The following is a 21345-nucleotide window of genomic DNA, read 5'->3' as shown; positions in this document are numbered from 1 at the left end:
CGCCAGAAGCGCGTGGCGCAGCGCCTGGCCGAACGCCAGGCCGAAGCTGACGCCAAGGCGGCCAAGGCAGCGGCCAGCGGCGCGGCCGTCGCCGTCCCGCCTGCCAAATAAGCGGCCCCGCCGCCGGGCGCGCCGGAAATGGCGTGCCCTATCCCGCGCGGCAGGTTAAACTATGCACTCGCCGGTGATCCGGCGCAGATGGCGGCCTGCGCACGCTGCGCGCGCCTGTTGATCAACACTGCCTGGAACGCAACACATGAGCGATGTACAGCATATAGAGCGGCGCCTGATTGAACTCGACGTGGAACACCGTGACCTCGATGCCGTGATCGAGTTGCTGACACTCGATGGTCACTATGACGAGCTGCAACTGCGCCGCTTGAAAAAGCGCAAATTGCAGCTGAAGGACCACATCACATTGCTAAAAATGCAACTTGTGCCCGATGTTCCAGCCTGAGGGCGCCAGTAGCGCCCAGCCCGGCCCAGCCATAACCTTAAGTATATTTTGACCGATCACAATTTATTGCCTGCAAGCCAAGAAGGCCAGCCACCACAGGTGCCAGACGAACCCCAGGCGGCCCCTGGCAAGCACGATGCCGACATCGAACGCCTGTTTGGCGCCGGCGGTCCGCTGGGACCGGCCGTGGGCAGCTACAAGCCGCGCCGCTCGCAAACGGAAATGGCCAAGGCCATCGCCAGCGCCATCGACAGCCAGACGACCCTGATCGCCGAGGCGGGCACGGGCACCGGCAAAACCTTTGCCTACCTGGTGCCGGCCCTGATGTGGGGCGGCAAGACCATTGTTTCCACCGGTACGAAGAACTTGCAGGATCAGCTGTTCCTGCGCGATATCCCCACCGTGCGCGCCGCGCTGCAGGCGCCCGTCTCCGTGGCCTTGCTGAAAGGCCGCTCGAATTACGTCTGCCATTATCACCTGGAACGCACGCTGCAGAACGGACGCATGACCTCGCGCGACGACGTGGGGCATTTGCGTGAAATCTCGCGTTTCATCAAGATGACCAGTTCCGGCGACAAGGCGGAACTGGCCAAGGTGCCGGAAAACGCCATGATCTGGAACCTGGTCACGTCCACGCGCGACACCTGCATGGGCGCCGAGTGCCAGTACTACCAGGATTGTTTTGTGATGAAGGCCCGCAAGGAAGCCCAGCAAGCCGACGTAGTGGTGGTCAACCATCACCTGTTCTTTGCCGACGTGGCCCTGAAGGACACGGGCGTGGCGGAATTGCTGCCCTCGGCCAATACCATCATCTTCGACGAGGCGCACCAGCTGCCCGACACGGCCACTTTGTTCTTTGGCAATACCGTGTCCACCTCGCAAATCCTGGAACTGTGCCGCGACGTGCTGGCCGAGGGCCTCGCGCATGCGCGCGGCATCGACTGGGCGAAGACGGTCACGGTGGTGGAAAAGGCGGCGCGCGACCTGCGGTTGACCTTCCCGCAGGACATCGTGCGCCTGTCCTTGCCGCAGATCGCCCCGTCCAGCGATTTCTTCCCCGCGCTCGAGACCCTCAAGGATGAGCTTGACGGCATGGTGGCCGTGCTGGAAACCCAGGCGGAACGGGCGGAAACCCTGGAACAGTGCCGCGTGCGCGGCGTCGAGCTGGCGCAGCAGCTGAGCGGCTGGAAATTCGACCCGAAAGCCAAGGTGGCGGCCGGCGAGGAAGCGGTGTTCTGGGTGGAAGCCTTTTCCAGCTCCCTGCAGCTGCATAAAACGCCGCTGTCGATTGCGCCTATCTTCAACAACCAGCGCGAAGGCACGCCGCGCAGCTGGATTTTCACGTCGGCCACCCTGGCCGTGAAGAACGATTTCAAGCATTTTTCCGAACAGATGGGCTTGACGGGCGAACCGTCGCACACGTGGCCGAGTCCGTTCGACTATGGCCAGCAGGGTTTGCTGTTCGTGCCGCAAAACCTGCCGCAGCCCAATTCCCTCGGCTATACGGACGCCGTCATCGACTGCGCCCTGCCCATCATCGAGGCGGCGGGCGGACGCACCTTCTTCCTGTGCACCACCTTGCGCGCCGTCAAGCGGGCCGCCGAACGCCTGGCCGACGAGTTCAAGCAGCGCGGCCTGAACTTCCCCCTGTTCGTGCAGGGCGACCGGGGCCGCACGGAATTGCTGGACCAGTTCCGCGCCGCCGGCAATGGCGTGCTGATCGGCAGCCAGAGCTTCTGGGAAGGCGTCGACGTGCGCGGCGATGCCTTGTCGCTGGTGATCATCGACAAGCTGCCGTTCGCGCCGCCGGACGACCCGGTGCTGGCCGCGCGCATCGAAGTGATGGAAAAACAGGGCAAGAACGGTTTCATGCACCATTCGCTGCCGGAAGCCATCATCAACCTGAAGCAGGGCGCAGGCCGTTTGATCCGCGACGAGGGCGACCGCGGCGTGCTGATGATCTGCGATCCCCGCCTCATTTCCAAGCCCTACGGCAAGCGCATCTGGCAAAGCCTGCCGCCGTTCAAGCGCACGCGCGATACGAACGAAGTGGTGGAGTTCTTCCGCAACTTGCCGCCCCGCGCCGAGTAGTTTCTCTTGCCGGCGCCAGTGCGCCGGCTATTTCCCTTTGGAATCAACGCAGTAGCCGATGCCGTGGCGCATCGGCGCCTTGCCCTGCCTGCGTGCCCGGCATGCTGGAAACGGGCGTGATCGCGCCACATTCTGGCGTAGCCGCTGATGTTCAGGACGCCAGACACATCTTTGCGCCAGCGCAAACAGCTTGTTGCCCAGCCGTTTACAGTGACTTCATGCCCTGAGGGATCAGGGCGCGGCGACGGCAAAGCCGCACGGGGAAGCAGGGGGATGCCATGGAGATCCGCTACGGCTGTTTCTTGAGTTATGCGCACGGCCAATATGCGTTCATGAACAAATTCAAGAATGACCTCATCGAGGCCCTGGCCTGCTATCTGGAGCCGCACCTGGACCGCGAGGAGGTCCTGTTCATCGACAGCGAACAATTGGGCGGCGGCGACGATATCGACCTGCGCGTGGCGCGCGCCATGTGCCAGAGCGTGTGCATGATCGTGCTGTACACGCCGAAATATGAAGCGCACGGCTACACGCGGCGTGAGTTTGCCGCCATGCAACTGATCGAGCAGGAGCGCCGCGCCTGGTATGACTTGCCCAGCCACTTGATCATTCCCATCATCATGACGCGCCATCCCGATGGCTTGCCGCCGCAAATCACGGAATCGGGCCTGTACGTCGATTTCTCCGGCTATACGCTGGCCAGCGGCGACCTGAAGTCGAATCCACAATACCTGCCCGACATCGAACGCATCGTGCAGCGTATCGCCACGCATTACCACTTGCTCAAGCGTTCGACACCGCCTGGCCACGATTGCAGCCGTTTCGTGTTGCCCGACATTCCGCCGGAATGGCGTGCCGTTCCGCCTCCACACTTTCCACGTTAATCCACGTCAAAAGGTCCTGTCATGGAATGCCAACGCCTGTCCCTACCGCCTCTGAGCGCCCCTGGCGAAGTCGTCACCTTCTATTCCTACAAGGGCGGTACGGGCCGCACCATGGCGCTGTCGAATATCGCCGTGCTGCTGGCGCGCCGCGAAAACGCCAGCGTGCCGGTGCTGATGCTGGACTGGGACATGGAGGCGCCGGGCCTGCACCATTACTTCGAGCAGCACGAGGAGCGTCCTGGCGTACTGGAATTCTTCGAGGCTTGCCGCCTGCAGCTCGAACGCTTCAGCCTGGAAAGCGGTGCCGGGCAGGGCGCGGGCCGCGACGATGCGGTGCTGGCGCAGCGCGTGCTTGACGCCATCGACTGGCAGCAATACGTGGTGCGCGTCGACCAGGGCAGCCCGCTGTACCTGATGCGCGCCGGGCGTTTCGACGCCAGCTACAGCGAGCGCCTGTCGCAGATGCGCTGGGATCAATTGTTCGACACCTGCCCGGCCCTGTTCCGCTGCTTCGCCGATACCCTGGCCCAGCATTTCCGCTACGTGCTGGTCGATTCGCGCACGGGGCGCACGGACAGCGCCGGCATCTGCACCACCTTGCTGCCGAAAAAGCTGGTGGTGGTCTTCACGCCGAACCGGCAAAGCCTCGAAGGCGTCGACGCGCTCGTCACGCGCGCCATTGAATACCGGCGCAGCCATGAAGACGAGCAGCGCCCGCTGCTCGTGTATCCCTTGCCCTCGCGCATAGAAATGGGCGACGGGGCACAGCGCGCCGAGTGGCGCCGCGGCGACGCGCACAAGGGCATCGCCGGTTTCCAGCCCATGTTTGAACGGCTGCTGCGCGCCTCGTACGGCTTGCCGCAGATCGCCCTCGACAGCTACTTCGACGAAGTCCAGTTGCAGCAGACGAAAACCTTTGCCTATGGCGAACAATTGGCCGTGCGCATAGACCAGGGCGGCGACCGCTTTTCCCTCACGCGCACCTTTGAAGCCTTTTTGCACTGGATGACGGGCGGCTATTTTCCCTGGCAATCGAGCCGTGAAATCGCCTTGCTCGACGCCATCAGCGAAGCGCGCCAGGCCTTGCTGCTCGAACCGGGCCGCGCCGTGGCCCTGCCGCTGGCGCGCGACCTGGCCCGCCTTGGGGAGCTGTACCGCAAGGACGGGCGCGGCGCGCAGGCGCTCGACGCCTTCCGGCAAAGCGTCGAGATCCGCGTGCGCCTGCTGGGCGAAGAGCATCCCGACAGCCTGGCCGGCAAGAGCGGCATGGCGCGCCTGCTGCGCCAGCAGGGCAAGCTCGACGAGGCGCGCTTCCTCGAAGAAGACGTGGCCGACGTGCGCGAACGCCTGCAGGGCGCCGAGCATCCCGACACCCTGGCCGCCAGGGCTTGCCTGGCGCAGACCCTGGCCCTGCAGGGAGAACTGGCGGCGGCGCTGCTGTTGCAGGATGCGGTGCTGGCCAGCTACGTGCGACTGCTGGGCGGTGAGCATCCGGTGACCCTGGGAGCGATGGATGGCCGCGCCGCCACCTTGCTGCGCATGGGACGGCTCGGGCAGGCGCAGCAAGTGCTGGCCAAGGTGGTGGCGGCGCGCGAACGCCTGTTTGGCGCCGAACACGGCGATACCTTGCGCAGCAAGCTGGCCCTGGCGCAGGCGCTCGGGCGCGACGGCGACCTGCAAGGCGCGCGGCGCCTGCTCGACGCCGTGTTGCAGGCGCAGGAGCGGCGCCTGGGCGGCGACCACGCGGCCACCCTGGCCACGCGCGATCTGCTGGCCGATATCGTGGCCGGGCAGGGCGATTGGGCCGGTGCGCGCCAGTTGCATGAAGACCAGGTGGCGGCGCGCGAGCGCACGCAGGGGCTGGACCATCCGGAAACCCTGATGAGCCAGCGCAAGCTGGCCGAAGCCATGTTGCGGCGCGGCGAACTCGACGCGGCGCGCAGCGTGCAGGAGCAAGTGCTGGAAGTACATGCGCGCCTGCTGGGCGAAGATCACCTCGATACCTTGCACAGCAAGAAGCAGCTGGCCGGCACCCTGCAGCAGCAGGGCGACAGCGCGGCGGCGCGCCTGCTGGAAAATGACGTACTCAGCGGCAGTGACCGGCTGCTGAACGCGCCCGCGGCCGACAAGGCGCACGCGCATGCGGACAGCGTGCTCGATAGCGCGCGCCACTTGCAGGAAACCATCCTCGCGGGCCGCGCCAACGGCCATGAGGTGGCGGAACCGGAAACCCTGGCCAGCATGATCGGCATGCTGCAGGGCATGATCGAGCGCGAGCAGTATGCGCAGGCGGGCGAACTGGCCGAGCATCTGAAAGCGTGCCTGCTGCGTCCCGGCGTGCCCGGCAAGCTGCGCAAGCGCGGTATGGCGCAGCTGAAAAGAATGTATAAATTGCAAGGCGACCTCGATGCCTTGCTGGCCTTGCAGGAGGATGAAGTGCAGGCGCTGGAAGGGGCCTTGTCGGAAGCGCGCATCGAGCAGCGCTGAGCCTGCGCGCCATGCCGGTGCGCAGGCATAAAAAATGCTGCCGATCGGCGTGCGGTACGCGCAGTGTTGGCACTGCTTCAGGTAAAATCCCGTTATGAGAATTCTTATCAGTAACGACGATGGCTACCTGGCGCCGGGTCTTGCGGCACTGGCCGACGCGCTCGCGCCGATTGCCGAGATCGTGGTGGTGGCGCCCGACAGCAACCGCTCGGGCGCATCCAATTCACTGTCGCTGGACCGCCCCCTGTCCGTGCACAAGGCAGCCAACGGTTTTTATTATGTGAACGGCACGCCGACCGACTGCGTGCATGTGGCGCTGACGGGCATGCTGATGGAGCGCCCGGACCTGGTGGTCTCCGGCATCAATAATGGTCCGAATATGGGCGACGACACCTTGTACTCGGGCACCGTGGCCGCGGCCACGGAAGGCTATCTGTTCGGCATTCCGGCCATCGCCTTTTCGCAGTCCGAGTTTGGCTGGGTCAACCTGGACGCGGCCGCCCGCGTGGCGCGCGAGATCGTCGAACGGCGCTTTGATGCCCTGCAAAAGCCGTATTTGTTGAATGTCAATATTCCGGCGATTCCCTATGAGCAACTGCAAGGCGTGGCGGCCACGCGCCTGGGCAAGCGCCATTCGGCCGAACCGGTGATCCGCGCGCTCGACCCGCGTGGCCGTGAAATTTTCTGGATCGGCCCCGCCGGCGCCGCCAGGGAAGGCGGTCCCGGCACGGATTTTTACGCGGTGCAACAAGGACAAGTCTCGATCACCCCGCTGCAGATCGACCTGACGCATACTACCCAACTCGATGCCCTGGCCCAGGGCCTGGCATGACCGCTGACCATGACCGATAAGCCGCGCACCTTCCCCCTTTCCCTCGATTCGCTGGCGGGCAGGCCCGCCAGGCAGGGCGGGGGGCAGTCGCTGGCGCAGTCGCGCATCGCCACGCCGCAGACGGCCACGCAGAATGCGGCGCAGAATGCGGCCCGGGGCGGCACGCCGCACCATGGCGCCATGGCGCCTATTGCACCGTCGCGCGCGCAGGCCATCGCCAATGAGCGGGCGCAGCCGGCCGTGGTGGCGCCGCCGCGGCAAAATCCGCTGGTATCGGACGCCGTGCGCCGGGCCATGGTGGCGCGCATCGCGAAGCAGGGCGTCAAGGACCAGGTGGTGCTCGACGCCATGCAGGCCGTGCCGCGCCACATGTTCATGGACGAGGCGCTGGCGTCGCAGGCGTATATCGATGCCTCCCTGCCCATCGGCCATCACCAGACCATTTCCCAGCCGTACATCGTCGCGCGCATGATCGAAGTGATGCGCAATGGCGGCAGCTTGCAGCGCGTGCTGGAGATCGGCACCGGTTGCGGCTACCAGGCGACCGTGCTGTCGCTGGTGGCGAAAGAGGTGTATTCGATCGAGCGCATCCGGCCCCTGCACGAGCTGGCGAAGGCCAATCTGCGCCCGCTGCGCGTGTCGAATCTGCGCTTGCAGTACGGAGATGGTATGCTTGGCCTGCCGCAGGCGGCTCCCTTTGACGGGATCATCCTTGCCGCAGCCGGCCTGGAAGTCCCGCAAGCCCTGCTGGAACAGCTGACGCTCGGTGGGCGTCTGGTTGCGCCAGTCGGTGCAAAATTGCAACACTTGCAACTCATTACCCGGGTGGGGAAAATGGAATGGACCAGCCAAACCCTGGAAGATTGCCATTTCGTGCCTTTGCGCCCGGGCACCATATGATGATTCCCGGATCAGCTAGCAAGCAGGACCTGAATATACATGCGAATGATGAAGAAAACGAATGATTAAGAAAAACAATGTAATCCTCTGCAGCCTCGTGCTGGCCGCCCTGTTGAGCGGTTGCGGCACGACAGGTGTCCAGGCGCCCGTCGTGGAGCGCCATCCATCGAGCAGCAGCGCCGCCGCCAGCGATCCGCGTGACCGCGACCCGGCGTATTACACGGTCAAGCGCGGCGACACCCTGTTGCGCATCGCCCTCGAGCACGGCCAGAACTACCGCGACCTGGTGGCCTGGAATGACTTGAGCAACCCGAACGACATCAAGGTCGACCAGGTATTGCGCGTGCTGCCGCCGAATGGCGACACGGGCGGCGCGCAAACATCGGCCATCGTCATGCCGCCGGCGACGGAAACCAAGCCGGCCGCGCCGGCCGTGCCGAAGAAAACGGGCCCGCGCGGCGAGAAGCGCGCGTATTCCGACGCCACCCTGGCCGAGCTGCGCGCCGATGGCGGCAGCGGCGACGCCAAGCCGGCGCCGGCGCCGGCCCCGACCGTCGCCGCCGCACCGGCCGCCGCCGCAGCAGCTCCTGCGGCATCGGCGCCAGGCGACGAGAAGATCAGCTGGATGTGGCCTTCCGAAGGCAAGGTCATCGGCACTTTCGACGAAGGCAAGAACAAGGGCGTCGACATCGCCGGCAAGGCGGGCCAGCAGGTGGTGGCCGCCGGCGCGGGAAAAGTCATGTATGCCGGGAGCGGAATCCGTGGTTATGGTAATCTTGTCATCGTGAAGCACAGTAACAGCTTGTTGTCGGCGTATGCGCATAACCGCAGCATATTGGTGAAGGAAGGGCAGAACGTCAACAAAGGCCAGGCCATCGCCGAAATGGGTGATTCCGACGCCGACCGCGTGAAGCTGCACTTTGAAATCCGCCAGCAGGGCAAGCCTGTCGACCCTTCGAAATTCCTGCCTAACCGTTAGGTAAAGCAATGACACACGCGCCGCACGATCAGCTGGACGATGACCCGGAACCGCCGGAAGACGGGGCCGACGAAGTCGTGACGGACGATGCCGGCGAACTGGAGGGCATTGACGCCGTCGATGCGGGCGAGGGCGGCGAAGTGGCCAGCGTCAGCGTGCTGGTCGAAAGTGTCGATGAATTGAAGAAAGTGCTGGCGGCCGAACTGTCGACCGATACCACGCAGCACTACCTGAACCAGATCGGCACGCGGCCCCTGCTGACGGCGGCGCAAGAGGTGCATTACGCCACCCTGGCCAAGCAGGGCAATTTTGAAGCCCGGCAAACCATGATCGAGCACAACCTGCGCCTGGTCGTGTCGATCGCCAAGCATTACATCAACCGCGGCGTGGTCTTGCTCGACATGATAGAGGAGGGCAACATCGGCCTCATGCGCGCCATCGACAAGTTCGAACCGGAGCGCGGTTTCCGTTTTTCCACCTACGCCACCTGGTGGATACGCCAGAGCATCGAGCGCGCCATCATGAACCAGGCGCGCACGGTGCGCCTGCCCGTGCACATGGTGCGCGAACTGAACCAGATTCTGCGCGGCAAGTATCACCTGGAAGCCCAGCACCACGACGGCAAGGATGCCACCGCGGAAGACATCGCCCACCTGGTGGGCCGTCCCGTGGAAGAGGTGCAGGATATCCTGGCCCTGTCCGAGCACGCCACCTCGCTCGACGCGCCGCTCGACAACGACCCGCAGTCGTCGCTGATGGACATGTTGCCCGGCGCCAGCGAAGACAGCCCCGACGCGCGCGCTGAACACCACGAAATGACGGTGCTGGTGCGCGACTGGCTGACCAAGCTGCCCGACAAGCAGCGCGTCGTCATCATGCGCCGTTTCGGCCTCGACAACGACGATCCGGCCACGCTGGAAACCCTGGCCGAGGAAATGGGCGTGACGCGCGAGCGCGTGCGCCAGATCCAGCAGGAAGCGCTGATTAAACTGAAGCGCGCCATGGCGGCGCGCGGCGTCGTGCGCGACTCCTTGCTCTAGGACGCCCGGCCCCGGTATTTTCGGGGCCGCATCTGCTATCATACGCCCCGCTCGCGGCGCCTGACTTTCCCCCATTCTTTCAAGTTCCAGCGCGGCCCTGCGTCCTGGCCCACTCTTACCTATTGATCGCTATGCAAGAAAATATCATCGAAATCAAATCGCTCGACATGGACGCCCGCGGCGTTGGCCATATCGAGAACGAAGACGGCTCGCCGGGCAAGGTCGTGTTTGTCGAAGGCGCATTGCCGGGCGAGCGCGTCAGCTTTGTGACGTTCAAGAAGAAGAAAAACTGGGAAATGGCCCGCATGACGGCGCTGCACCGCGAATCGGCCATGCGCGTGACGCCCAAGTGCAAGCATTTCGACAACTGCGGCGGCTGCTCGATGCAGCACCTGGAGCCGTCGGCGCAGGTGGCGATCAAGCAGCGCGTGCTGGAAGACAACTTGTGGCATATCGGCAAGGTGCGCCCGCAAAGCATCATGCGCCCCATGTATGGCCCGACCTGGGGCTACCGCTACCGCGCGCGCCTGTCCGTGCGCCACGTCAAGAAGAAGGATGCCGTGCTGGTGGGCTTCCATGAAAAGAAATCGGCGTTTGTCGCTGACATGGATAGCTGCGAAATCCTGCCGCCGCACATTTCCGCCATGCTGCTGCCGCTGCGTGGATTGATTGCGTCGCTGTCCATCTTCGACCAGATGCCGCAGATCGAGCTGGCTGTCGGCGAAGACGTCACGGCCATGGTCTTGCGCATCATGGCGCCGCTCACGGCGGACGACGAAACGAAATTGAAGGCCTTTGCCGACGAGTACGGCGTGCAATGGTGGCTGCAGGTGAAAGGTCCGGAAACGGCCGTGCCGTTCTATCCGCTCGACAAGCAATTGCATTACCTGCTGCCGGAGTTCGGCGTCAAGATGCCGTTCAAACCCGTTGATTTTACGCAAGTGAACCATCACATCAACCGCGTGCTGGTATCGAAAGCCCTGCGTTTGCTGGAAGTGCAGCCGCAAGACCGCGTGGCCGACCTGTTCTGCGGCCTCGGTAATTTCACCTTGCCGCTGGCCACGCAAGGCAGCGCCGTGGTCGGCATCGAGGGCAGCACCACCCTGACGGAGCGGGCGCTGGAGAACGCGCTGGCCAACGGCCTGGCGGAAAAAACCTCGTTCTCGACGCGCAACCTGTTCGAAGTGACGACGGACGACCTGATCGCGCTGGGCAAATTCGACCGCATGCTGGTCGACCCGCCGCGCGATGGCGCCATGGCCCTGTGCCAGGCGCTGGTCGGCCTGTCGCAAGTGCGTCCGGACCTGCTGCCCAAGCGCATCGTGTATGTGTCGTGCAGCCCGTCCACGCTGGCGCGCGACGCCGGCATCCTGGCGCTGGAAGCGGGTTATGTACTGAGCAAGGCGGGCGTGGTGAACATGTTCCCGCATACTTCCCACGTGGAATCCATGGCAGTGTTTGATTTGCTCTGAGGGCACACCTGAGAAAACGTCCATAGCTGCGTTGCCTTGCCTAGCCGTACTTACGTACTGTCTTTGGCAAGGTGACTTGCTCTGAACGTGAAAAAACGTCCATAGCTGCGTTGCCTTGCCTAGCCGTACTATTCGTACTGCCTTCGGTAAGGCGCCTTGCTCTGAACGTTTTTCAGGCGCGCTGAAGCTCCCCCATGCGCTGGCCCGGGTTCCGCGCTAATACCACTCACAGCGTATTAAAAAACTGGTCTGTCTTTTCCTGGTCCAGCGTCTTTTTTCGTCCTTCCTCTGCCGTTTTTTCATTGTCCAGTAGGACAACACGCCGTTCGCATAAGCCGCTGCGCTTTTTGCGCAAAGTGGTATTACTCACTTCGAGGCCACTTCAAAACCACTTGACCGCCTATTTTTTCAGCAGCATGCTGTTCTTGCAACTGCAAAAAAACAAGATCACAGGTAGCTCTTATCGAAGCAGAGTGGTATTTCCGCAAACCTGAACAGGAGACAACGTGGAAAATTTAATACTCAGAAAAACGATCAGGAACATGATGGTATGCCTGGCCAGCGGTGGCGTGCTGGCTGCGTGCGGCGGCGGTGGCGACGCCAGCGCGCCGGCAGGTTCGCAACTGCTGGCTGTCAGCACGGTCGCCTGCATCCCATGGCAGGAGGGCGGCACGTATAACGCGGGCACGGTGGTCACATATCTGGGCGCCAACTACACGGCCCTGGTGACGCAGACCGACCACGTGGGCTCGGGCTGGAATCCCGTTTCCACGCCGAGCCTGTGGAGCGCCGGCGGCAGCTGCGACGGCGGCACCACGCCAACCCCGACGCCAACCCCGACGCCGACGCCGACGCCGACGCCGACGCCAACGCCGACGCCAACGCCAACGCCAACGCCAACGGGCAGCACCTGCGCGCTGGCGTGGGCATCGGGTACCGCCTACAGCGCGGGCGCCATCGTCAGCTTTGCCGGCACCAATTACCGTGCCAATTACTGGACCCTGGGCGATAACCCGTCGACCAACAACGGCGCCGCCGGCACGGGCAAACCATGGACCAGCCAGGAGCTGTGCAGCATCACGCCGACGCCAACACCGACACCGACACCGACACCGACACCGACACCGACACCGACACCGACGCCAACGCCAACGCCAACGCCAACGCCAACGCCTACTCCGACGCCTACTCCGACGCCCGCGGGCCGCGAAGTCGGTTCCTATTTCGCCCAATGGGGCGTGTATGGCCGCGACTATGAAGTGGCGAACGTGCATACCAGCGGCGTGGCCGACAAGTTGACATTCATCAACTACGCTTTCGGCAATATCTATCCGAAAAACGGCGGCTATGAATGCGGCATGATCACCAAGACGGAGCCGGGCGCGACGAATCCGAATTCGCCGGACGCGGGCACGGGCGGCGATGCCGAGGCCGACTACATCCGCACGCCGAAGCGCACCGTCGATGGCCAGGCCATTCCGTGGGACGCGCCGTTGTCGGGCAACTTCCTGCAGCTGAAAAAGCTGAAGGCGGCGCACCCGAACCTGAAATTGTTCATCTCCCTGGGCGGCTGGAGCTGGTCGAAGAACTTCTCCGTCGGGTCGGCCACCGATGCGCTGCGCAAGCAGATGGTGCGTTCCTGCATCGACATCTACATCAAGGGCAACCTGCCGGTACAGGGCGGGCGCGGCGGCGTGGGGGCGGCGGCCAACATCTTTGATGGCATCGATATCGACTGGGAATACCCGGTCGGCGGCGGCCAGCCGTACAACACGGTCAGCCCCAACGACAAGCGCAACTTCACCTTGCTGATGGCGGAATTCCGCAGCCAGCTCGATGCGCTGGGCGCCGCCAACGGCAAGCGCTACCTGCTGACGGCGGCCGTCGGCGCCGGCAAGGACAAGATCGACAACACGGAACCGGCCCTGTACTCGCAGTACATGGATTGGATCAACCTGATGACCTACGACTTCCACGGCGGCTGGGAAAACAGCACCAACTTCAACGCCCAGCTGTTTGCCGACCCTGCCGATCCGTCGACGGGCATGGCGCGCGAATACGTGGGCGACAAGGCGGTGCAGTACATGCTTGCCGCCGGCGTGCCGCGCGACAAGCTGCTGCTGGGCATACCGTTCTATGGCCGCGGCTGGACGGGCGTGGCGCCGGGACCGAACGGCGACGGCCTGTACCAGGCGGCCACGGGCACGGCGCCGGGCACCTACGAGTCGGGCATCGAGGACTATAAAATCCTCGTCGCCAAGGCCGGCACGCGCTACTACCATCCCGTGACCAAGCAGCTGTACCTGTACACGGGAGCGGGCGGCCAGTGGTGGAGCTATGACGACCCGACCGTCATCGGCACCAAGGTGAAGTACGTGAAGGACCAGGGCTTGCGCGGCGCATTCTCGTGGGAACTCGATGGCGACGCGAACGGCGTGCTGGCGACCGAGGTGTGGAAAGTGCGGTAATGTTGATGTAGCGTAAGACGCGGCCGGATAGCCATGCTGTCCGGCCGTTTATTCATGGAAAAACATGGGAGGCGGGCGATGGCGGCGGTATCGACATTCGGAGTCAACAAGCAGCAGGAGCAGGAACTGAGCCGCGAGTGGCGCAGCTGGATCGCGGAAAACCTCATGCTGGGCAGCCATCCTTCGGCGCTGATGCCGGCGCTGCAAAAGGCCGGCATCGCGGAAGGCCTGGCGCGCCGCGAAGTGGAGCTGGCGCTGCAAAGCCCGTATCTGGCCGGCGCCGTGCGCCTGTCGAACCGCCTGGCCAAGCGCGACTGGGTGATCGATATCCAGCGCAAGCTGAACCAGCTGCGCTCGCCCGAAATTCCCCGCCGCGAGAGGCTCTGCGCGCAGGAATTCCTGGAGGAATACTATTCGACCAACCAGCCCGTCATCATCACGGGCATGCTGGACGACTGGCCCGCCATGGCCAAATGGAGCCCGGCCTATTTCCGCGCACATTTTGCGCAGCGCGAGGTGGAAGTGCAGTTCGGCCGCGAAGCGGATGCCCAGTACGAAATGAACAGCGTGGCGCACAAGCGCAAGATGGCCTTTGGCGAGTACGCCAGCCTGGTCGAGAACAGCGGCGCGACCAACGATTTTTACATGACGGCGAACAACGATTCGCAAAACCGGCAGGCGCTGCGCGAGCTGTGGGACGATATTGGCCAGCTGCCCGAATATCTGGAGCAAAGTGGCGCTCCCACGGGCTTCCTGTGGTTCGGCCCGGCCCGCACGGTGACGCCGTTCCACCACGACCTGACGAACAACTTCATGGCGCAAGTCAAGGGGCGCAAGCGCCTGCGCATCATGGCCGCCTGCGAAGTGGCGCGCGTGTACAACCAGCGCCACTGCTTTACGCCCGTCGACGGGCGCGACATCGACCTGCGGCGCTATCCGCTGATGGCCGACGTGCGGGTGCGCGAATGCGTGCTGGCGCCGGGCGAGATCCTGTTCCTGCCCGTCGGCTGCTGGCATTTTGTCGAAGCGCTGGACGTGTCGATGACGGTGGCGTTCACCAACTTCAAATGGGATAACGATTTTTACAGCAAGTATCCATCGAATCACGACTTTTGATCGCGGGGCCGACTGGCGCCAACGCACCGCGAACAGCCGCCGTACAGGCGGCTTTTTTCATGCTACGGCGCGCTTCTTGTATAAGATATTTCCATAAAATAATTGATTAAAATCATTTTGGAGCAAATATTTTGATATGAATCACCATGATGTTTCATTATCCAGATGGTCATGGCGGGCGGATAATTTTKTGGGTGGCGCGCCGCCTGGCATCTGAATGACTTKCCGGCGCGCCAGTACCGACAATCATCTGGAGGCGGCACGGCATGAACACGCAGCAAACGACACGGGCAGCAATGCAGTTGCAACAAACACCGGCGGGCGGCACCGGACTCGGGCTCGACACGCGGCTGACGCGCGAAGCGGCCGAATTGCTGGCCAGGGCCGACATCCGCCTGAATGGCCGCGCCGCGTGGGACATGCAGTTGCGCAAACCAGGTGTGCCCGAACGGGCTTTCGCCAGCGGCAACCTGGGCCTCGGTGAGGCCTACATGGATGGCGACTGGGATGCGAACCAGCTCGACGAATTCTTTTGCCATTTGCTGCGCGCCCGCGTGGCCGACGACGTGCGCCCCATGCGCCTGGCCTTCCACGCCTTGTATGCGCGCCTGTTCAACCTGCAGACGGAGCGCCGCGCCTGGATGGTGGGCAAGGAGCACTACGACCTGGGCAATGCCTTCTATGCGGCCATGCTCGATCCGCGCATGACTTATACCTGCGGCTACTGGAAGGATGCCAGCAACCTGGCCGAGGCGCAGGAAGCCAAGCTTGATTTGATCTGCCGCAAGCTGCGGCTGGAGCCGGGCATGCGCGTGCTCGACATCGGCTGCGGCTGGGGCAGTTTCATGCGCTATGCGGCGGAAAAATACCAGGTGCAGTGCGTGGGCGTGACGATTTCGCAAGAGCAGGTTGCGTATGCGCGCGGCATGCCGGGCGGCGAACAGCTGGACTTCCGCCTGCAGGATTACCGCGACACCGATGAAAAATTCGACCGCATCGTCAGCATCGGCATGTTCGAGCACGTGGGGCATAAAAATCACCGCACCTTCATGGAGGTGGCGCACCGCTGCCTGGAGGACGACGGCCTGTTCCTGCTGCACACGATAGGTAAAAATAAACGCCATTCCGCGTGCGACCCGTGGATCGACAAATACATTTTCCCGAATGGCGACTTGCCGTCGATCGGCCAGATCGGCGACGCCATCGACGATCTGTTCGTGGCCGAGGACTTGCACAACTTCGGCGCCGACTACGACAAGACCCTGATGGCCTGGCATGCGAATGTCGAGCAGGCGTGGCCGCGCTTTTCCGCCCAGCTGGGCGAGCGCTTCCACCGCATGTGGTCATACTATTTGCTGTCCTGCGCGGGTGCCTTCCGCGCGCGCGATCTGCAGCTGTGGCAATGGGTGTTATCGAAGCAGGGCGTGCTCGGCGGCTACGAGCGCGTCAGTTGAAATGTGCGGCAGCTGATATCATCGCTTGATGGATATCAATCAAGCGCGTACCTTCCTCGAAGTGGCGTCCTGCGGCAGTTTTATCATGGCGGCCGAGCGCATGCATGTGACGCAGACGGCCGTCAGCGCCCGCATCCGCACGCTGGAGCAGCAGCTGGGGCGCCAGCTGTTCGTGCGCAACAAGGCCGGTGCGCGGCTGACGCCGGCCGGCGAGCGCTTCATGCGCCATGCGGCCACCATGGTGCAGGTGTGGGAACGGGCGCGCCACCAGGTGGCCTTGCCGCCGGGGCGCGATGACGCCGTCAGCATCGGCTGCGAACTGAGCTTATGGCAGCCGATGCTCGGCGACTGGCTGATACGCATGAGCCGCGACTGCCCCGAAATCGCCTTGCGCGCGGAAGTCGACAGCCCGGCGCGCCTGCTCGACGCCGTGCACGACGGCTCGCTGGACCTGGCCGTGCTGTACAACCCGCCCCAGCGTCCCGGCCTCGTCAGCGAGCTGCTGGCCGAGGAAAAGCTGGTGATGGTGACCACGCGCGCGGACGGGCAGATGCATGTCGATAAGTACGTGTACGTGGACTGGGGGCCCAGCTTCGCGGCCAATCACCAGGCGGCGTATCCGGAACTGAGCAGCCCGCCCGTGTCGATCTCGCTGGGGCCGCTGGCCCTCGTGTACCTGCTGGAAGCGGGCGGCGCCAGTTACTTTCGCATCGGCAGCGCGCAGCCTTACCTGGACGCGGGCCTCTTGCACCGCGTGCATGACGCGCCCGAATTTTCGCATTCCGCCTGCGCCGTGTATGCGGCCCAGCGCGACAACCCGACCCTGGACCGCGCCCGCGCCTGCCTGCTCGACGTCGCCGAGAAGGTCAGGTAGATGCTGCAGACGTAAAAAAGCCGACCCGCGGGTCGGCTTTTATTCATAAGCGCAGCGCATAAAACGTTCAGGGCAAGGCGCGGTGCCGAAGACAGTACGACTAGTACGGCGAGGCACTGCAACGCCGCCCTGGGCGTTTTTGCGCCAGCGCTTAGTCGCGGCTGCCGCCGGCGAAGCCCAGGAGCGACAACAGGCTGGTGAAGATGTTGTACACGTCCAGGTAGATGCGCAGGGTGGCCGAGATGTAGTTGGTCTCGCCGCCGTTGATGATTTGCTGCACGTCATACAGGATGTAGGCCGAGAAGATGGCGATGGCGACCATGGAGATGACGATCGACAGTGCCGACAGGCCCAGGAAGATGTTCGCCACCGATGCCAGGATCAGCACGATCACGCCGGCGAACAGCCATTTGCCCATGGCCGAGAAGTCGCGCTTCGACACCGTGGCAATCGTCGCCATCACGGCCAGGATGGTGGCCGTGCCGCCGAACGCCGTCATGATCAGCATGCCGCCGTTCGAGTAGCCGAGCGTGCGCGTCAGGATGGGCGTGAGCATCAGGCCCATGAAGAAGGTAAAGCCCAGCAGGACGGCGACGCCCAGGCCCGAGTTCTTGGTCTTTTCAATCGCGTACATGAAGCCGAATGCGACGGCCATGAAGATGATGAAACCCATGCCGCCGGTCAGCATCGGCAAGTGCATTTGCACGCCGATGAAGGCGCCCAGCACGGTCGGTATCATGGACAGTGCCAGCAGCCAGTAAGTGTTGCGCAAGACCTGGTGGCGGACTTGCTGCATGCCTCCGGACAGGTCATAGGTGCGTTGCATGTTCTGATTCATAGTGCCTCCGTGTTGTCAATTCAAATTACTACTTTGCCCAAGGATAGCATGGACCCCGGTTTTTACAAAAAAACCAGCTTAAGATTTAATTAAACTCAGGCAAGGGCAGAAGATGGCCGCCGGCCTGTCTGGGTGATATGGGGTGGAGTATGGTAAAATCAAAGGTTGATTGAGTTATCAATTTATCGTTTTAAACCTTTCTTTTTATTGGAGTTTTCACACATGGCAATCGAACGCACCCTGTCGATCATCAAACCAGACGCAGTTGCAAAAAACGTAATCGGTCAAATCTACACCCGTTTTGAAAACGCTGGCCTGAAAATCGTTGCAGCACGCATGACGCAACTGTCGCGCGAACAAGCTGAAGGCTTCTACGCAGCGCACAAGGAACGCGGCTTCTTCAAGGATCTGGTCGACTTCATGGTTTCCGGTCCAGTCATGATCCAGGCCCTGGAAGGCGAAAACGCCGTTCTGGCTCACCGTGACCTGATGGGCGCGACCGATCCGAAGAAAGCAGAAAAAGGCACGATCCGCGCCGATTTCGCCGATTCGATCGACGCCAACGCCGTACACGGTTCCGACGCTGTCGAAGCTGCTAAAGTGGAAATCGCTTACTTCTTCCCAGAACTGAAGGCTTAATTGCCTTAGATAACGTTATTTCCTGGCGTTATCTGTGAAATAACTTATCACCCCCTGTTCCCGCTGCGCTGTGGAGTTTTCGCTCCGGATGCGCGCGGGGACGGATTTTTAGAATAGACATGATCATGAATACGACGCCCCTCACCAACTTGCTGGACCTGGATCCCGCGCAACTCATTGCCTACTGCGCCGAGTTGGGAGAGAAACCGTTTCGTGCGAAACAATTGCAACGTTGGATACACCAGTTCGGCGCTTCCGATTTCGACGCCATGACGGACCTGGCCAAGTCGCTGCGCGACAAGCTGGCCACGCGCGCCGAAGTGCGCGCCCCGGCCATCATCAGCGACCATACGTCGACGGACGGCACGCGCAAATGGCTGGTCGATGTCGGCAACGGCAATGCCGTGGAAACCGTGTTCATTCCGGAAGACAATCGCGGCACCCTGTGCATCTCGACCCAGGCCGGCTGCGCCGTGAACTGCCGTTTCTGCTCGACGGGCAAACAAGGCTTCAACCGCAACCTCAGTGTAGGCGAAATCATCGGCCAGCTGTGGATGGCGGAATTCGAATTGCGCCGTACCAAGGGCATCGAACCGGGCCCGAAAGGCGAGCGCCAGATCACCAACGTGGTGATGATGGGCATGGGCGAGCCGCTGCTGAACTTTGAGCCGACCGTCACGGCCCTGAAATTGATGCTCGACGACAACGCCTACGGCCTGTCGCGCCGCCGTGTGACGCTGTCGACGTCGGGCGTGGTGCCGATGATGGACAAGCTGTCGCAGGAAGTGCCGGTGGCCCTGGCCGTCTCGCTGCACGCCTCGAACGACAGCTTGCGCGACGGCTTGATTCCACTGAACAAGAAATACCCGCTGAAGGAATTGATGGCGGCGTGCAAGCGCTACCTGGAATTTGCCCCGCGCGATTTCATCACGTTTGAATACTGCATGCTCGACGGCGTCAACGACAGCGACGAGCACGCGCGCGAACTGCTGGCGCTGGTGCAAGACCGCGAGTTCGGCGTGAACTGCAAGTTCAACCTGATTCCATTCAACCCCTTCCCCGAGTCGGGCCTGTTCCGCTCGAAAAACCCGCGCATCAAGGCCTTTGCCCAGGTGCTGATGGATGGCGGCATCATCACCACCGTGCGCAAGACGCGCGGCGACGATATCGATGCGGCCTGCGGCCAGCTGGCCGGCGAAGTGAAGGACCGCACGCGGGTGCAGGAGCGCATGGAAAAGATGACTGAGTATCAACAAAAATTCGGCGCCAATTTCGGCAAGATCGTGGAGATCCGCTCCTGATGCGGGGAGGCATGGCTTATCCTGGCGCACTGGCCGCGGCTGTTGTCGGCCTGGGCGTGCTGCTGGCCGGCTGTGCTTCCACCGCGGACAAGGGGCAGGCTGCATTGGTCGAGCAGCGCGCCGCCTTGCGCTTGCAGCTGGCCAGCGCCTATTATATGCAAGACCAGTTTGTGGTGGCTTTGGAAGAGGCGGAGCAGGCGGTGCAGCTGGTACCGGACAACGTCCAGGTGCGCGGCATGCGCGCCCTGATTTTTGCTGCTTTGCGCCAACCTGTGGCTGCTGAAAAAGATTTTCTTTACGCATTGCGCCTGGCACCCCACAATCCCGAGTTGAGCAATAATTATGGCTTGTTCCTGTGCCAGACCGGGCGCGCGGCGCAGTCGCTGGCGTATTTTGATGCCGCATTGCAAGATGCAGCCTATGGCACGCCTGAACTTGCGCTGCACAATGCGGCGGCCTGCAGCCTGGTCATGAAAGATTACCCGCGCGCCGCCAGCTACTGGCTCAAGGCGGAGCGCATTGCACCTGGAGCGGCAATCACGTATGCCGGCCTGGTGCGCGTGTATTACCAACAGCAAGACTACCGGCAAGCGGCTTATTATCTTGAGCGGCTCGGTAAAGTGGCGACAATGGAGAGCCAGACGGCCGAAGTGCTGTGGCTCGGGATCAAGGTGCAGCATAAGCTCGGGGATGCGGGCGCGGAAGCTGGCCTGGGGGCGCATTTGCGCCACCACCATTCCGGCTCCCCCGAATATGCTGCTTATCAAAATGGGGCGTTTGATGAGTGAAACAGGGATACCAATGAATTCAGAGTGGGCAGAAACGCCTCAGCAGCAGCCCCAGGGCAATCTTGCGTTGGCAGGCGCACAGTTGAAGGCGCAGCGCGAAACGCTGGGCTGGCCGGTGGAACAGGTGGCCGACCAGCTCAAGCTGGCGTCGCGCCAGGTCATCGCGCTGGAAGAGGGCGACATGGCGGCCTTGCCGAACCTGGCCGTGGTGCGCGGTTTCGTGCGCGCCTATGCCAAGGTGGTGCGTATCGATGCGGCGCCGCTGGTGGCCATGATCGAAGTCCATCCGGCGCCGGCGCAAGACCCGGCCGCGCCCGTGCGGCGCGAGATTTCCGCCACGTTCTCGGAATCGCGCTTCCCGTCGATGACGCAGCGCTCGTCGAACCAGACTCCCCTCTGGATCGCCGGCGCCGTGGCTGTCGTCGTGGCGGCCGCCTTTGGCGCCTACAAGCTCGGCTATGTCCCGGCCAGCCTGCTGTCTGCGCACGTGGAAAAAGAAAGCGCGCCTGCGGAAGTGGGGCCCGTGGAAACGACCCTGATCAGGCCGGGCCAGGATTTGACGCCCGTGCAGACGCCGTCCGTGCCCCTGATTTCCGTACCGCCGCCGCCAGGCAACGATACGCAGACGGGCGCACCGGCTTCCGCCGCCGCTTCGGCGCCAGCCGCCGCCGTGCCGCCGCCTGCCGCCACGCCGGCAACGACGCCGGCAACGACGCCGGCGGCAG

At 63.1% G+C, this 21345-nt stretch carries 18 protein-coding genes; 17 read left to right on the top strand and 1 reads right to left on the bottom strand.

Annotated elements, in window-relative coordinates; all coding sequences use genetic code 11:
- Nucleotides 1–256 precede the first annotated feature (256 nt).
- The 13 genes from CBW50_RS26140 to CBW50_RS26080 all read left to right on the top strand — a co-directional run bounded on the left by CBW50_RS26140 (nt 257) and on the right by CBW50_RS26080 (nt 17054).
- Nucleotides 257–457, top strand: a complete 201-nt coding sequence (locus tag CBW50_RS26140; protein ID WP_076566935.1) for a YdcH family protein — start codon at nt 257–259, stop codon at nt 455–457.
- A 99-nt stretch (nt 458–556) separates the two neighbouring features.
- Nucleotides 557–2548 (top strand): ATP-dependent DNA helicase, encoded by a 1992-nt coding sequence (locus CBW50_RS26135; protein WP_086148217.1) that lies wholly within the window; start codon nt 557–559, stop codon nt 2546–2548.
- Nucleotides 2549–2826: 278 nt separating this feature from the next.
- Nucleotides 2827–3432, top strand: coding sequence for a toll/interleukin-1 receptor domain-containing protein (locus CBW50_RS26130; RefSeq protein WP_086148216.1), 606 nt, complete (start codon nt 2827–2829; stop codon nt 3430–3432).
- Nucleotides 3433–3453: 21 nt separating this feature from the next.
- Nucleotides 3454–5919, top strand: coding sequence for a tetratricopeptide repeat protein (locus CBW50_RS26125; RefSeq protein WP_086148215.1), 2466 nt, complete (start codon nt 3454–3456; stop codon nt 5917–5919).
- Between the two features lie 94 nt (nt 5920–6013).
- Nucleotides 6014–6751 carry a 5'/3'-nucleotidase SurE gene (gene surE / locus CBW50_RS26120; protein WP_086148214.1) on the top strand — a complete coding sequence of 246 codons (738 nt, stop codon included), beginning with the start codon at nt 6014–6016 and terminating at the stop codon, nt 6749–6751.
- Between the two features lie 9 nt (nt 6752–6760).
- Complete coding sequence (locus tag CBW50_RS26115; protein WP_086148213.1) at nt 6761–7651, top strand: protein-L-isoaspartate(D-aspartate) O-methyltransferase; 891 nt, start codon at nt 6761–6763, stop codon at nt 7649–7651.
- A 61-nt stretch (nt 7652–7712) separates the two neighbouring features.
- Nucleotides 7713–8630, top strand: coding sequence for a peptidoglycan DD-metalloendopeptidase family protein (locus CBW50_RS26110; RefSeq protein WP_086148212.1), 918 nt, complete (start codon nt 7713–7715; stop codon nt 8628–8630).
- A gap of 8 nt (nt 8631–8638) precedes the next feature.
- Entirely contained in the window at nt 8639–9670 is a 1032-nt protein-coding gene (gene rpoS / locus CBW50_RS26105) for an RNA polymerase sigma factor RpoS (RefSeq protein WP_086148211.1), read from the top strand.
- A gap of 131 nt (nt 9671–9801) precedes the next feature.
- Entirely contained in the window at nt 9802–11142 is a 1341-nt protein-coding gene (gene rlmD, locus CBW50_RS26100; RefSeq protein WP_086148210.1) for a 23S rRNA (uracil(1939)-C(5))-methyltransferase RlmD, read from the top strand.
- Nucleotides 11143–11684: 542 nt separating this feature from the next.
- Nucleotides 11685–13610, top strand: a complete 1926-nt coding sequence (locus CBW50_RS26095) for a glycosyl hydrolase family 18 protein (protein ID WP_264296479.1) — start codon at nt 11685–11687, stop codon at nt 13608–13610.
- Nucleotides 13611–13688: 78 nt separating this feature from the next.
- Nucleotides 13689–14726 carry a cupin-like domain-containing protein gene (locus CBW50_RS26090; protein ID WP_086148208.1) on the top strand — a complete coding sequence of 346 codons (1038 nt, stop codon included), beginning with the start codon at nt 13689–13691 and terminating at the stop codon, nt 14724–14726.
- Between the two features lie 266 nt (nt 14727–14992).
- A complete protein-coding gene (cfa, locus tag CBW50_RS26085; protein ID WP_086148207.1) occupies nt 14993–16180 on the top strand; it encodes a cyclopropane fatty acyl phospholipid synthase in 1188 nt (395 codons plus the stop codon).
- Nucleotides 16181–16208: 28 nt separating this feature from the next.
- Nucleotides 16209–17054 carry a LysR family transcriptional regulator gene (locus tag CBW50_RS26080; protein WP_086148206.1) on the top strand — a complete coding sequence of 282 codons (846 nt, stop codon included), beginning with the start codon at nt 16209–16211 and terminating at the stop codon, nt 17052–17054.
- A 151-nt stretch (nt 17055–17205) separates the two neighbouring features.
- On the opposite strand, the gene CBW50_RS26075 is transcribed toward CBW50_RS26080, so the two are convergent.
- Nucleotides 17206–17892, bottom strand: coding sequence for a Bax inhibitor-1/YccA family protein (locus CBW50_RS26075; RefSeq protein WP_086148205.1), 687 nt, complete (start codon nt 17890–17892; stop codon nt 17206–17208).
- A 222-nt stretch (nt 17893–18114) separates the two neighbouring features.
- On the opposite strand from CBW50_RS26075, the gene ndk reads away from it, so the two are divergent.
- The 4 genes from ndk to CBW50_RS26055 form a co-directional block, all read left to right on the top strand.
- Complete coding sequence (ndk, locus tag CBW50_RS26070; protein WP_070223377.1) at nt 18115–18531, top strand: nucleoside-diphosphate kinase; 417 nt, start codon at nt 18115–18117, stop codon at nt 18529–18531.
- Between the two features lie 125 nt (nt 18532–18656).
- Complete coding sequence (gene rlmN / locus CBW50_RS26065) at nt 18657–19832, top strand: 23S rRNA (adenine(2503)-C(2))-methyltransferase RlmN (RefSeq protein WP_086148218.1); 1176 nt, start codon at nt 18657–18659, stop codon at nt 19830–19832.
- Between the two features lie 11 nt (nt 19833–19843).
- Nucleotides 19844–20620, top strand: a complete 777-nt coding sequence (gene pilW / locus CBW50_RS26060; RefSeq protein ID WP_157792293.1) for a type IV pilus biogenesis/stability protein PilW — start codon at nt 19844–19846, stop codon at nt 20618–20620.
- 82 nt (nt 20621–20702) lie between these two features.
- Nucleotides 20703–21345, top strand: a 643-nt coding sequence (locus CBW50_RS26055; protein WP_253252000.1) for a helix-turn-helix transcriptional regulator, incomplete at its 3' end; no start/stop codon positions are given.

Source organism: Janthinobacterium sp. GW458P, from assembly GCF_002127585.1.
Lineage (GTDB): Bacteria > Pseudomonadota > Gammaproteobacteria > Burkholderiales > Burkholderiaceae_D > Janthinobacterium.
This window is presented reverse-complemented; position numbering and strand designations above follow the sequence as displayed.

What these genes read in the sequence shown, in the direction of transcription:
- CBW50_RS26140 (WP_076566935.1), top strand. Translation starts at nt 257, where the DNA reads ATGAGCGATGTACAGCATATAGAGCGGCGCCTGATTGAACTCGACGTG.
- CBW50_RS26130 (WP_086148216.1), top strand. Translation starts at nt 2,827, where the DNA reads ATGGAGATCCGCTACGGCTGTTTCTTGAGTTATGCGCACGGCCAATAT.
- CBW50_RS26125 (WP_086148215.1), top strand. Translation starts at nt 3,454, where the DNA reads ATGGAATGCCAACGCCTGTCCCTACCGCCTCTGAGCGCCCCTGGCGAA.
- surE (WP_086148214.1), top strand. Translation starts at nt 6,014, where the DNA reads ATGAGAATTCTTATCAGTAACGACGATGGCTACCTGGCGCCGGGTCTT.
- CBW50_RS26115 (WP_086148213.1), top strand. Translation starts at nt 6,761, where the DNA reads ATGACCGATAAGCCGCGCACCTTCCCCCTTTCCCTCGATTCGCTGGCG.
- CBW50_RS26110 (WP_086148212.1), top strand. Translation starts at nt 7,713, where the DNA reads ATGATTAAGAAAAACAATGTAATCCTCTGCAGCCTCGTGCTGGCCGCC.
- rpoS (WP_086148211.1), top strand. Translation starts at nt 8,639, where the DNA reads ATGACACACGCGCCGCACGATCAGCTGGACGATGACCCGGAACCGCCG.
- rlmD (WP_086148210.1), top strand. Translation starts at nt 9,802, where the DNA reads ATGCAAGAAAATATCATCGAAATCAAATCGCTCGACATGGACGCCCGC.
- CBW50_RS26095 (WP_264296479.1), top strand. Translation starts at nt 11,685, where the DNA reads ATGATGGTATGCCTGGCCAGCGGTGGCGTGCTGGCTGCGTGCGGCGGC.
- CBW50_RS26090 (WP_086148208.1), top strand. Translation starts at nt 13,689, where the DNA reads ATGGCGGCGGTATCGACATTCGGAGTCAACAAGCAGCAGGAGCAGGAA.
- cfa (WP_086148207.1), top strand. Translation starts at nt 14,993, where the DNA reads ATGAACACGCAGCAAACGACACGGGCAGCAATGCAGTTGCAACAAACA.
- CBW50_RS26080 (WP_086148206.1), top strand. Translation starts at nt 16,209, where the DNA reads ATGGATATCAATCAAGCGCGTACCTTCCTCGAAGTGGCGTCCTGCGGC.
- CBW50_RS26075 (WP_086148205.1), bottom strand. Translation starts at nt 17,892, where the DNA reads ATGAATCAGAACATGCAACGCACCTATGACCTGTCCGGAGGCATGCAG.
- ndk (WP_070223377.1), top strand. Translation starts at nt 18,115, where the DNA reads ATGGCAATCGAACGCACCCTGTCGATCATCAAACCAGACGCAGTTGCA.
- rlmN (WP_086148218.1), top strand. Translation starts at nt 18,657, where the DNA reads ATGAATACGACGCCCCTCACCAACTTGCTGGACCTGGATCCCGCGCAA.
- pilW (WP_157792293.1), top strand. Translation starts at nt 19,844, where the DNA reads ATGGCTTATCCTGGCGCACTGGCCGCGGCTGTTGTCGGCCTGGGCGTG.